The organism is Shinella sp. CPCC 101442 (assembly GCF_024704725.1).
Classification (GTDB): Bacteria; Pseudomonadota; Alphaproteobacteria; order Rhizobiales; family Rhizobiaceae; genus Shinella.
This window is the reverse complement of the sequence record NZ_JALIQS010000001.1, coordinates 392,226-405,043: the sequence shown is the minus strand read 5'-3', so window position 1 is coordinate 405,043 and position 12,818 is coordinate 392,226. Positions and strand designations below refer to the sequence as shown.

At 63.2% G+C, this 12,818-nt stretch carries 10 protein-coding genes; 9 read left to right on the top strand and 1 reads right to left on the bottom strand.

Annotated features, from left to right (window positions below; translation table 11 throughout):
- Positions 1-10 precede the first annotated feature (10 nt).
- The 4 genes from MUO32_RS01885 (at position 11) to MUO32_RS01870 (ending at position 3,554) form a co-directional block, all read left to right on the top strand.
- Entirely contained in the window at positions 11-358 is a 348-nt protein-coding gene (locus MUO32_RS01885; RefSeq protein WP_257946535.1) for a cupin domain-containing protein, read from the top strand.
- Between the two features lie 154 nt (positions 359-512).
- The gene (locus tag MUO32_RS01880) at positions 513-2,018 is read left to right on the top strand and encodes an aldehyde dehydrogenase (protein ID WP_257946534.1); all 1,506 of its coding nucleotides are present in this window, start codon (positions 513-515) and stop codon (positions 2,016-2,018) included.
- A gap of 26 nt (positions 2,019-2,044) precedes the next feature.
- Positions 2,045-3,232 (top strand): saccharopine dehydrogenase family protein, encoded by a 1,188-nt coding sequence (locus tag MUO32_RS01875; protein WP_257946533.1) that lies wholly within the window; start codon positions 2,045-2,047, stop codon positions 3,230-3,232.
- A 160-nt stretch (positions 3,233-3,392) separates the two neighbouring features.
- Entirely contained in the window at positions 3,393-3,554 is a 162-nt protein-coding gene (locus MUO32_RS01870; protein WP_257946532.1) for a hypothetical protein, read from the top strand.
- 61 nt (positions 3,555-3,615) lie between these two features.
- Here the strand turns inward: MUO32_RS01870 and MUO32_RS01865 are convergent, their stop codons facing one another.
- Positions 3,616-4,680, bottom strand: coding sequence for a siderophore-interacting protein (locus MUO32_RS01865; protein ID WP_257946531.1), 1,065 nt, complete (start codon positions 4,678-4,680; stop codon positions 3,616-3,618).
- 342 nt (positions 4,681-5,022) lie between these two features.
- Here MUO32_RS01865 and MUO32_RS01860 point away from each other — a divergent pair, with 342 nt between their 5' ends.
- From MUO32_RS01860 to nirB, 5 genes are all read left to right on the top strand, one after another.
- Positions 5,023-6,780, top strand: a complete 1,758-nt coding sequence (locus tag MUO32_RS01860) for an ABC transporter ATP-binding protein (RefSeq protein ID WP_257946530.1) — start codon at positions 5,023-5,025, stop codon at positions 6,778-6,780.
- Between the two features lie 201 nt (positions 6,781-6,981).
- Positions 6,982-7,584 carry an ANTAR domain-containing response regulator gene (locus MUO32_RS01855; RefSeq protein ID WP_244763030.1) on the top strand — a complete coding sequence of 201 codons (603 nt, stop codon included), beginning with the start codon at positions 6,982-6,984 and terminating at the stop codon, positions 7,582-7,584.
- Positions 7,581-8,795, top strand: a complete 1,215-nt coding sequence (locus tag MUO32_RS01850; protein WP_257946529.1) for a CmpA/NrtA family ABC transporter substrate-binding protein — start codon at positions 7,581-7,583, stop codon at positions 8,793-8,795. The genes MUO32_RS01855 and MUO32_RS01850 overlap by 4 nt, the downstream gene beginning before the upstream one ends.
- Positions 8,796-9,119: 324 nt before the next feature.
- Positions 9,120-10,346 carry a nitrate/nitrite transporter gene (locus MUO32_RS01845; protein ID WP_257946528.1) on the top strand — a complete coding sequence of 409 codons (1,227 nt, stop codon included), beginning with the start codon at positions 9,120-9,122 and terminating at the stop codon, positions 10,344-10,346.
- 15 nt (positions 10,347-10,361) lie between these two features.
- Complete coding sequence (gene nirB, locus MUO32_RS01840) at positions 10,362-12,812, top strand: nitrite reductase large subunit NirB (protein ID WP_257946527.1); 2,451 nt, start codon at positions 10,362-10,364, stop codon at positions 12,810-12,812.
- The last annotated feature ends 6 nt before the right edge of the window (positions 12,813-12,818 follow it).

Genomic DNA, 12,818 nt, shown 5'->3' with positions numbered 1-12,818 from the left:
GGAAACACCCATGACCGCGACACCCCTGATGCGCAAGCCGCTGGAAGAAACCGATCTCAAGGACTGGGGCGTGATCCCCACCATGATCGAGGGTGAGAGCCGCACCTCCGGCAAAGTCATCCACAAGGGTCCGGATGGCCAATCCGAATGCGGCCTCTGGATCTGCACGCCGGGCAAATGGTTCTGCCATGTCACCAGCGACGAGTTCTGCCACTTCCTCGAGGGGCGCTGCACCTATGTGCACGAGAGCGGTGAAGTGATCGAGATCATGCCCGACACCGCCGCCTTCTTCCCGAAGGACTGGAAGGGCGAATGCACGGTCCATGAGACGGTGAAGAAGGTTTACATGATCCGCTGAGGGAGAGGCTTCGACCTCCCGTCCGCCTCCCGGTCTCTTCTCTCCGTAGGCGGGAAGAAGGGACTTGTTGCGCCGCATCGTCTCCCTTCCTCCACGAGCGGGAAGGGAAAAGGTCGGTCAGCCTTCCGATCCGCAGAACGTCAAGGAAAATACCATGTTCAACCCCGCCGAACCCGTATTCTACCGGCACCCGGCCTATGTCTCCAGCAAGGGTGCGCACCATGGCGTGATCGACCCCGCGACGCTCGCGACCGTCGGCACTTTCGCCGATACGACGCTCGACGACATGGACGCCGTGCTCGATGCGGCCGCGACGGCGCAGCGCGGCTGGAAGCGGCTCGACGCCAAGGCCCGGGCGACGGTGCTTCATCGCATCGCCAATCGCATCGAGGCGACCGATATGCGGCGCTGCGCGGAACTGATGTCTCGGGAAATGGGCAAACCCTATCCGGAGGCGATCGGCGAGGTGGCGAACTGCGCCGGCGCCTTCCGCTATTTCGCGGAAATGGCCCGCGACGAGGCTGGCAAGGTTGCGGGCACGACGCAGGCAGGGTCCTTCCAGCACGCGCGTTATGAGGCGCTTGGCACCAGCGTGCACATTATGCCGTTCAATTTTCCGATCCTCCTGATGTGCTGGACGGTCGCCGCCTCGCTCGCCTCGGGCAATGCCTGCATCATCAAGCCGGCGCCGGCGACCACACTTTCCACGCTGGAATTCATGACTGTCTTTGAGGCGCTGCCCGAGGGCCTGATCGCGTGCCTGCCGGGCGGCGCCGAACTCGGCAGCGCGCTGATCGCCTCGGCCAAAACCCATGCGGTCGCCTTCACCGGTTCCGTTGCCGCCGGCAAGGCCGTGGCGATGGCCGCGGCGTCGCAAATGAAGCCGGCCATCATCGAGGCGGGCGGCTCCGACCCGATGATCGTAACGGCCCATGCGCCGCTCGATGTCGCCGCCGCAGGGGCCGTGACCGCGGCTTTCCACATGTCCGGCCAGGTCTGCACCTCGGCGGAGCGATTTTTCGTTGTCGATGCCGTGCATGACGCATTCATCGAAAAGTTCGTCGCCGAGGCGAAGCGCCTGCGCATCGGCAATGGCCTCGGGCGCGCCGAAATTGGCCCGCTCGTCAGCGAGGCGGCACGTGCAAAGGTCATCCGGCTGGTCGAGGATGCGAAGGCCAAGGGCGCGACTGTGGTGCTGGGCGGAAAAATCCCGCAGAGCGAGCCGACCGGCTGGTTCTACGAGCCGACCATCCTCACCAACTGCACGCCCGACATGGCGATCCTGCGCGAGGAGTGCTTCGGGCCTGTCGCCGCCGTCATGCGGGTGAAGGATTTCGACGAGGCCATCGAGCGGGCGAACGACAGCGAATTCGGCCTCGGCGCGTCGATCTTCACCACCTCGCTCGAAGAGGCGATGGAGGCGGCGGACCGGCTGGAGGCCGGCATGGTCTGGGTCAACAATCCGCTGATCGACAATGACGCACTGCCTTTCGGCGGCTGGAAGAAATCCGGCCTCGGCAGAGAACTGTCGAAACTCGGGCTCGATGCCTTCCGCCGCTCGAAAATGGTCATCATCGACCACAAGCCGGTGATCCAGAGCTGGTGGTATCCCTATCCGGACGACTGGTTCTACGAGGATGGCGGGCGCAAGCACGTCTGAGACATTTTTCATTCAAGGACAGAACAATGATCATCACCCTTCTCGGCGGCGCAGGCTTCATGGGCGCGGGCATCGTGCGCGACCTCGTTTCCGACCGCGCCATCATCGACATCACCGCCATCCGCATTTGCGATGCGGCGCGTGAGAAAATGGAGGCGCTGGCAAACGAGCTCGCCGACCTGCGTATCACCCTCGTCGATCTCGACGTGACCGATGCGTCGGCGCTGAACGCCGCCATTTCCGGCGCCGATATCTGCATCAACTGCGTGCCGACCCTGCTCGGCTTTCAGATGACCATCTTCGAAGCGGCGCTTGCCCTCAAGGTGCCTTACATGGACCTTGGCGGCCTTGGCACCTACACGGTCAAGCAGCTGGCCGAGCACGAACGCTTCAAGGCGGCGGGCGTTCCGGCGGTCCTGGGGTGCGGTGCCGATCCCGGCATGTCGAATGTCATCTGCCGCGCGGTCGCCGATGAACTCGACGAGATCGACAGGATCAACCTCTACTGGGCCGCCGAGCTGGTTGGGGACGAAAACCCGGTTCTCGTACCGCCTTACAGTGTCTCGACGGTGCTTGCCGAATACGCCCATCCAAGCACGCAGTTCTACGACGGCAAACATGTCGAATGCGCGCCGATGAGCGGCAGTGAATTTCTCGACCTGCCGGAGCCATGGGGCCGCTGTGAATTCATGCATTCGCCGCATTCCGAACAGCTGACCGTGCCGCTTGCGGACGGCATCCGCGAGAAGGGCATCCGGGAGTTTTCCTGGAAGCTGCATCTGCCGCACCGCGAGCACGAGGCGTGGGTGGGGCTTGTGAAGGCAGGTTTCGGCGATTTCGACGAGCCGGTGGAGATCGGCGGCGTAAAAGTGAAACCGCTCGATGTCCTGAACAAGGTGATCGAGCGCAATATCCGCAAACACGCGGAGAAAATCCCCGCGCAGGATAGCCATGAAATCCACTTCGCCATCGGCCGTGGCCGGAAGGACGGCGTGGAGCGCACGGTGCGCGTCGAGGTCACGGTCTCGCCGGACCCGCTATACGGTCCCTATGTCGATGCCTGCACCTCGATGAACGCCTCCATCGCCGCGCAGCTCATCCTCAAGCTGCCGAAGAAGCCGGGCGTCCACGCACCGGAAAGCTATTTCGACGTCGCGACCTATTTTCCCGAACTCGAAAAACGGAAGTTTCGTATCGCCAAGTCCGTCACGTGACAGAAGTGTGAAACGCGAATTTACGAGTGTGGCGAAATTGAGAAAAAATACCCTACCAAACTTATAGGGATCCTATATAACTTCATTCCAGAGAACGGGCGGGCATGACAGTCCGCCCCCGGAAGGCCAAAAAACAGCCTCCAAAAAGGGATGATGGCGAATGAGCAATGTGAAACTCGACGGCCGTTCCACCTATGGCGCACTTGGCGCCATCAGCGACCGCCGTGCGCGTCGCGCAGAGCGGCAGGTTCTGGTCAGCAACATCGCCGTTGTCGGCGCATTCCTCTTTGTCAGCGCCGTGATCTTCGGCTTGGTCGGCTGATATCTCCCTTCGCCGTTCCGGCCAATGACGATTGAACCAAGCCGCTGGCGTTAGCCGCGTATCAGCCCGGATCGCGCTCCCAGTACCAGGCAACATACATGCGCTTGCGATCATGCTGCCGCGTCTTCAGCGCGGCGCGGATCTGGCGAACATCCTCCTTCTCACAGGCAACCCAGAGGAAAGTCTCTTTGTCGATCCCGGCAATTGCTGCGAGGGCCGTCTCGGCGATCGTGTTTGCTGCGCCCGGGGGATAGGCCTTGCGATGCAGCCAGCGGGCTTCGAGCGTGCCGGCGGTTGCAAGAGGCTGTTCCTCTGCCGCATCCTCGACTTCGATGATTGCGTCTATCCGTGTGCCCGCCGGCGCCTCGGCGGCGATGCGGGCAATAGCGGGAAGGGCGCTTTCGTCGCCGACCAAGAGGATTTTTTGGGCCTGAGGCAGGCCGCCGCCACCCGGTCCGAGCAGCGCCGCCCGGTCGCCCGGCTGCGCGTCGCGCGCGAAATCCGCGCCGGGTGTCGAGACGCCGGCCGCGGGGTGCTGGAGCACGTCGATCCACAATTCGCCGCGTTCGACATCGACAGCCCGGATCGTGTAAATTCGCACCAGTAACTTGTCCTCGCCGGTCGGCCAGGCGGCGCGGCCATCCTCTTGCAATCCCGGCCAGACCGGAATGCGTCCCCGCGGCGGCACGAGAAGACGTACATGCATATCGGCATTGACGAAGGGCGCAACGTCGGCGCAGGCGAATTTCACCCGCCGCATATGCGGCGTCACATCCTCCGTCGAGACCACCGTGATCTCGTGGATGTTCGGCAGTTGGGCAAGTGTTGCCGGGTCGGACCAGATAAGCTCGAACGGATCCTCACCGGCGAAATAGAAGAGGTGTTCTGCGACGATGTTGCGGCTGATCTGCAGCAGGTCCGGTGACGGACAGGCAAGCTCGATCCGCAACTCGCCATCCATGAGGCGCAGGTCCGCAATGCCGATTTCGCTCGTCATCCGCACGAGATTGCCGGTGCGATGGACCTCGGCATGATCAAGAAAATGCTCGCAGACTTCGTCGAGCATGCCGGCGGCATCCTTGGGCCGTGCGATGCCCGAGAGCTTGAATTGCGGAAGCGCGTTCATGGTCATCCTTGTTTTCTGGGACGGTGTCGGGCTGCGTCGCCGCGCGGTTACGGGCGATCGGCAGCACGGCCGGATGTGGATAGAAATGACAGGTCCCGATGGAGGTGCCGGCCTCTGGCCGGTCGCGGAAAAGATATACGCACGGTCGAGCATTGCCGTCCGGGCGGAGATTTAATATGATGAAAATTATCATGTTTGCGCGCGATGGCAAGCCGCAAGTTTGCGCGCCCGAACAGGGCGCGCGCAGAAAGCCGTTTTGGCCGACAAAAATTTGTCGCGGATGTGGAAGAGACGGGTTAGTTGATCGTCATAGTCGCAGCGCCGATACTGAAAGCATAGTTGATGTCCGACCTCCTGAAGCGTTTTGCCGCTTACTACCGCCCGCACCGTGGCCTGTTCGCACTGGACTTTTCGTCCGCCGTCGTGGCGGGCCTGCTGGAGCTCGCCTTTCCGGTTGCCGTGACGTTGTTCATCGATCGCCTGTTGCCGACCGGCCAGCTCGACATGATCGCGCTTGCCGCCGTGGGGCTGTTCCTGATCTATCTCTTCAGTGCCGGCCTGCAGGTCATCGTCACCTATTGGGGCCATATGCTGGGCGTGCGCATCGAGGCCGAGATGCGTCGTAAGGCTTTCGATCATCTGCAAAAACTCTCCTTCGGCTATTTCGACAACCAGAAGACCGGCCATCTCGTGGCAAGGCTGACGAAGGACCTCGAGGAGATCGGCGAGGTCGCCCATCACGGGCCGGAAGACCTCTTCATCGCCATCATGACGCTGATCGGCGCCTTCCTCCTGATGCTCTGGGTGCATGTGCCGCTGGCGCTGATCACCGCCGTCATCGTGCCGCTGACGGCTTGGGTGACGACGCATTACGGCGCGCGCATGACCACCACCTGGCACGCGCTCTACGGCCGTGTCGCCGACTTCAATGCCCGCATCGAGGAGAATGTCGGCGGCATCCGCGTCGTTCAGGCCTTCGCCAACGAGGATCACGAGCGCAAGCTGTTTGCCGAGAGCAACAGCAACTATCTCACGACCAAGATGCAGGCCTACAAGGTGATGGCGGCCTCGGCCTCGCTTTCCTATCTCTCGATGCGCTTCGTGCAGGTGGTGGTGATGCTGGCGGGCTCGTGGTTCGTCGTGCATGGCGAGCTTTCGGCCGGCGGCTTCGTCGGTTTCCTGTTGCTCGTCAATGTGTTCTTCCGGCCGATCGACAAGATCAATTCGATCATCGAGACCTATCCGAAGGGCATTGCCGGCTTTACGCGCTACACGCAGTTCCTCGATACCGAGCCTGACATCCGCGACCGGGCGGATGCGAAAGAGGTCAGCCGCCTCCGGGGCGATATAGAATACCGCGATGTCGGCTTCGGCTACAGCGCCGCCAAGGCGGTGTTCGACGGGCTGAACGTGTCGATCAAGGCGGGTGAGACCATCGCCTTCGTCGGTCCCTCGGGTGCCGGCAAGACGACGATCTGCTCGCTTTTGCCGCGGTTCTACGAGATCACATCCGGCACGATCGCCATCGACGGCGTGGATGTCAGGGACATGACCCTGCGGTCGTTGCGCTCCAATATCGGCATCGTGCAGCAGGATGTCTTCCTCTTCGCCGGCACGATCCGCGAGAACATCGCCTATGGTCGGCTCGATGCCACCGAGGCGGAAATCCTCGATGCGGCGAAACGCGCCCGCCTCGACGATGTGATCGCCAACCTCGCCGACGGTCTCGACACCGTCATCGGCGAGCGCGGGGTCAAGCTTTCGGGCGGTCAGAAGCAGCGTCTGGCGATTGCCCGCATCTTCCTGAAGAACCCGCCGATCCTCATCCTCGACGAGGCGACGTCGGCGCTCGACACGGAGACGGAGCGGGCGATCCAGCAATCGCTGGCCGAGCTTTCGGCAGGCCGTACGACGCTGGTCATCGCCCACCGTCTCGCCACGATCGCCAATGCCGACCGCATCCTCGTCGTCGACGATGGCCGTATCGTCGAGAGCGGCAATCATGCCGATCTCATCGCCCGCAAGAATGGGCGCTATCGCAATCTCCAGGCGGCGCAGACGGAAGGCGGCTCCGTCCATCCCTTTCCGGTAAGGGGCTGATCCTCCGTTTTTGCCCGCGTCGGCATTGTGGTGTGGTGGCCGATTTCCCGGCGCTCATCCCCGTCGTCGCTGGCATCCGTTCCAGCGTCGCGCCGCGCGACTGCGCTGCCGACGGACCATCTCAAGGGTAAGACCGCTTGATTTCACGGTCCGCTTGACGCATGTGCAAGGGAGCCTCGACGATGGCGATGCGGTGGATGGATGAAACCGAGCGGACTGAACGTACTTGTTATCGACGAGAATCGCATCCGTGCCGCCATCATCGAAGAAGGGCTGCGCGATGCCGGTTATGATCAGGTCACGGTCATCGATATCATGCACGGCCTCGCGCGTCGCATCGCCGATCTCAATCCCGATGTCATCGTCATCGATCTCGAAAATCCGAACCGCGACATGCTGGAAAGCATGTTCCAGCTCTCCCGCGCCGTAAAGCGCCCCATCGCCATGTTTGTCGACCGGTCCGACGAGGCCTCCATCGAGGCTGCGGTCGAGGCCGGCGTTTCGGCCTATATCGTCGACGGGCTGAAACAGGAGCGGGTACGCCCGATCCTCAAGATGGCGATCAGCCGCTTCAATGCCTTTTCGCGGCTCAATCGGGAACTCGAGGAAACGCGTGGCGAGCTGGAAAACCGCAAGGTGATCGACCGCGCCAAGGGCCTTCTGATGCGCTCGCGCGGGCTCTCGGAGGATGAAGCCTATGCGCTGCTGCGCCGCACGGCGATGAACCAGAACCGCAAGATCGTCGAGATCGCCCAGAGCCTTGTCACGGCGGCCAGCCTGCTCGATCCCGGAGGGACGCAATGACGACGCGCCACGCCATTACCGCCGGCTTCGTACCGTTGCTCGACAGCGCACTCCTTGTCGTCGCCCGCGAAATGGGCTTTGCCGAAGAGCAGGCGATCGACCTTACGCTGTTGCGCGAACGTTCCTGGGCGAGCATTCGCGACCGTCTTGCCGTGCGCCATATCGACGTCGCGCATATCCTCGGGCCCATGCCGATCGCCGGCAATCTCGGCCTCAACGTTCCCGCGCCGGAAATGATCGTGCCGATGGCGCTCGGGCTTGGCGGCAATGCGGTGACGGTGTCGCCGGCGCTCTGGCAGGCAATGGCGGAGCATGGCGCGACGGTGGATCTCGACGCGCGCACGAATGGCGCGGCACTCCGCAAGGTCATTGATGCGCGGAAAGGCACGCCGCTGCGTTTCGGTGTCGTGCATGCCTATTCCGGTCACAATTACGAACTGCGCTATTGGCTGGCGGCGAACGGCATCGATCCGGATCGCGAAATCGAGGTCGTCGTGCTGCCGCCACCGGATATGGGCGATGCGCTGGCTGAGGACGTGATCGACGGTTATTGCGCGGGCGAGCCCTGGAACACTTTTGGCGTGCTTCGCCGCGGCGGACATCTTGCGACCGTCAAGGCGGCGATCTGGCGGTCGAGCCCGGAGAAGGTGCTCGGCGTCAATGCTCGCTGGGGCGGAACCAATCCGGAAGCCATGGCCGCGCTGCTGGTTGCGCTGCATCAGGCCTCGCTCTGGTGCGCCCGGCCGGAGAACTACGAGGCGCTTGCGACGCTTCTCGCAAAGCCCGCCTATGTCGGGCGCGACGTGGAACTGCTTCTCCCGGCGCTCAACGGCAATCTGCCGGTCGGCGGCGGAGCGGTGCAAACCATCAGCGATTTCTTCGTGCCGAACGCCAAGGCCGCGACCTTCCCCTGGAAGAGCCACGCCCTGTGGTTCTACACCCAGATGGTTCGCTGGCGGCAGATCGAGCACACGGCGGAGCGTCAGCGCATCGCGGCGGAAACCTATCGGCCGGATATCTATCGAGCCGCGCTGAAAGACCTTGGTATCGCCATGCCCTCTGCAAGCGCCAAGGTCGAGGGTGCCTTGACCGTCGCGACGCCTGTCGGTTCCTCCGGCGCGCTGACGCTTGGACCGGATGGGTTCTTCGATGGCGGGCGCTTCGATCCTGACGATGTGGAGGCCTATATCGCCTCCCAGTCCACCGGCTGAACAAGCGGCGCTTAATTTATGCGCACTGCACAAAATTTGGCTCTGCGCTGCACAGGTTAAGCGCCGTTCGCTGAGTGCTGCACGCTGGAAATCTCTTCTTCTCCCGCTAAAACAATGGCTTGTCGAAACTGGCACGCCGATTGCTTTTCAATAATCGGGCCCCAGGGCCACGAAATCGGTGTCCAACGACGGGCACCCCACCAGCAAAGCCGCTGATCAGGATTCTGTGCGCACGGACCCCGTGCCGCCAGCACCTGGCCAGCGGCTTTTTGTTTTTCACCCCCAAGATGGAGCGGCACGACCTTGTCGGGCCTCGGAGAAGCCATGTCTGAGATCAAGCAGCCTTCGTCCCCACGCGAACCCGCCATCGCGCTCTGGATGTCCACCTTCGCCTTCACCATCTGTTTCGCGGTCTGGACGATCTTCGCGATCATCGGCATCCGCATCAAGGATGACCTCGGCCTCTCGGAGGCTCAGTTCGGTCTCCTGGTCGGGACGCCGATCCTCACCGGTTCGCTGGTGCGGATCCTTCTCGGTGTCTGGACGCCGCGTTTTGGCGGCCGTCTCGTCTACACATTGACCATGCTGGCATCGGCGCTGTCGACGCTTCTGCTGTCGCATGCCACGACCTTCCCGCAGATGCTGCTCGCAGGCCTCGGCGTGGGGCTTGCCGGCGGGTCCTTCGCCGTCGGTGTCGCCTATGTCTCGCCCTTCTTCCCGGCGGAAAAGCAGGGCACCGTGCTCGGTATCTTCGGCGCGGGCAATGTCGGCGCGGCGCTCACGAAATTCGTCGCGCCCTTCGTGCTCGTCGCCGCCGGCTGGCAGATGGTCGCGGAAGTCTGGGCCACGGCGCTGATCCTCACCGCATGTCTCTTCTGGTTCACCACCAGCGACGATCCGGCCTTTCGGAGCCGCCGTGACGGCAAGGCGCCGAAGCGCAGCCTGCGTGAGGAATTCGCGCCCTTGAAGAAGGCCCAGGTCTGGCGCTTCTCGCTGTACTATTTCTTCGCCTTCGGCGGCTTCGTGGCGCTGGCGCTCTGGCTGCCGCGCTACCTCGTCGGCGTCTATGGCTTCGACATCGCCACCGCCGGCATGGTCGCCGCCGCCTATTCCATTCCCGGCAGCATTTTCCGGGCGCTTGGCGGCATGCTGTCGGATCGCAAGGGCGCGCGCTCCGTCATGTACTGCATGTTCGCCGTCTCGGCGGTCGCGACGCTCATCCTGTCGCTGCCGTCAGGCCTCACGCCGGCCGTCTTCATCGTCGTGGTCTTCGTGCTCGGCTTCGTCATGAGCCTCGGCAAGGCCGCCGTCTACAAGCACATCCCGGCCTACTATCCCGATAGCGTCGGCGCCGTCGGTGGCATCGTCGGCATGGTCGGCGGGCTCGGCGGCTTCGTCCTGCCCATCGCCTTCGGCCTGCTCAAGGATGCGACCGGCCTCTGGTCGAGCTGTTTCCTGCTGCTCTTCGCCGTCGTCGCCGTCTCGCTGATCTGGATGCACCTCTCCATCCGCCAGATGGAGCGCCCCTCCGTCTCGGCCGTCGCCGCGTAATCGCAAGGAAACATCATGACCGAGAAACTCGTCATCATCGGCAATGGCATGGCGCCGGGGCGCATGCTGGAGCACCTCCTCGAAAAGGCGCCCGGCCGCTACGAGGTCACCATCTTCAACGCCGAGCCGCGCGTCAATTACGACCGCATCATGCTCTCGCCGGTCTTGTCCGGGGAGAAGGATTACGAAGAGATCATCATCCACGGCGACGGCTGGTACATCAAGCACGGCATCACCCTCTACAAGGGCCATCGCATCGTCGCCATCGATCGCACTGCCAAGACGGTCACGTCCGATCACGGCGTGACGGAGCGCTACGACCGGCTGGTCATCGCCACCGGCTCCGTGCCCTTCATCCTGCCTGTTCCGGGCAAGGACATGCCCGGCGTCATCACCTACCGCGACCTCGACGACGTGCAGGCCATGCTGCTCGCCGCCCAGTCGCGCGAAAAGGCCGTCGTCATCGGCGGCGGTCTGCTCGGCCTCGAAGCGGCGGCGGGTCTTGCCGGCCGCGGCATGGATGTCACCGTGCTCCATGTCATGCCGACCCTGATGGATCGCCAGCTCGATCCGGCCGCCGGCTACCTCCTGCAGAAGGAGCTGGAAGGGCGCGGCATCAAGATCGTCTGCAAGGCGAACACCAAGGCCATCATCGGCAACGGCAAGGTCGAAGGCATCGAGCTGGAGGATGGCCGCATCATCCCCGCGACGCTCGTCGTCATGGCCGTCGGCATTCGCCCGAGCGTCGGGCTTGCCAGGGAGGCGGGACTTGCCGTCAACCGCGGCATCGTCGTCGATCACGGCATGCAGACCTCCGACGGCAGCATCTGGGCGCTCGGCGAATGCGCCGAGGTCGGCGGCATGGTCTATGGTCTCGTCGCGCCGCTCTACGAGATGGCCCGTGTGACGGCTTCCCATCTTGCCGGTGAGCAGGGGGCCGCCTTCAAGCATTCGGATACGCCGACCAAGCTGAAGGTGACCGGCATCGAACTCTTTTCGCTCGGTGACTTCGCCGATGGCGACGACCGCGAGGAGATCGTGCTGCGCGATGCCTCGGCCGGCGTCTACAAGCGGCTGGTGCTGAAGGGCAACAGGATCATCGGCACGGTGCTCTATGGCGAAACCGCCGATGGCGCCTGGTTCAACGATCTCAAGAAGAAGGAGACCGACATCTCGCAGATGCGCGAGACGCTGATCTTTGGCCAAGCCTATCAGGGGGGTGCTCCGCTGGACCCTATGGCGGCCGTTGCAGCCTTGCCGGATGATGCGGAAATCTGCGGCTGCAACGGCGTCTGCAAGGGCAGGATCGTCTCGACCATCACGGAGAAAGGCCTCACCGCACTCGACGAGGTGCGCGCCCACACCAAGGCGTCGGCCTCCTGCGGCTCCTGCACCGGCCTCGTCGAGCAGTTGATGACGCTGACGCTCGGCGACAGCTACAACCCCGTCGCCGTTCAGCCGATGTGCGGCTGCACCGATCTCGGCCATGACGATGTGCGCCGCCTGATCAAGGCGAAGGGGCTGAAGACCATTCCGGCCGTCATGCAGGAACTGGAATGGAAGACCTCCTGCGGCTGCGCCAAGTGCCGCCCGGCGCTCAACTATTACCTCGTCTGCGATTGGCCGGACGACTATGCCGACGACTACCAGTCGCGCTTCATCAATGAGCGCGTGCACGCCAATATCCAGAAGGACGGCACCTATTCCGTCGTGCCGCGCATGTGGGGCGGGGTGACCAATTCCGGCGAACTGCGCGCTATCGCCGACGTGGTCGACAAGTTCGAGATACCCCTGGTGAAGGTCACGGGCGGCCAGCGTATCGACCTGCTTGGCATCGAGAAGGAAGACCTGCCCGCCGTCTGGGCCGATCTCGGCAAGGCCGGTTTCATCTCGGGGCAAGCCTACGCAAAAGGGCTTCGCACGGTAAAAACCTGTGTCGGTTCCGACTGGTGTCGCTTCGGCACGCAGGATTCCACCGGGCTCGGCATTCGCATCGAAAAGTTCATGTGGGGCTCCTGGACCCCGGCCAAGCTGAAGCTCGCCGTCTCCGGTTGTCCGCGCAACTGCGCGGAAGCGACCTGCAAGGACATCGGCGTCATTTGCGTGGACTCGGGTTTCGAGATCCATTTCGCCGGTGCCGCAGGCCTCGACATCAAGGGCACGGAAGTGCTCGGCCTCGTGAAGAGCGAGGACGAGGCGCTGGAGCATATCGTGGCGCTGACGCAGATGTACCGCGAGCAGGCGCGTTATCTCGAGCGCATCTACAAATGGGCGAAGCGCATCGGGCTCGATGAGATCCGCCGCCAGATCATGGGCGATGCCGACAAGCGCAAGGCCTATTACGAGCGCTTCGTCTTTTCCCAGAAATTTGCCCAGGTCGATCCCTGGTCGGAGCGTGTCTCCGGCAAGGACAAACATGAATTCAGGCCGATGGCGACCATCGGCTACCCGGAAGCAGCGGAATAGGAGGTC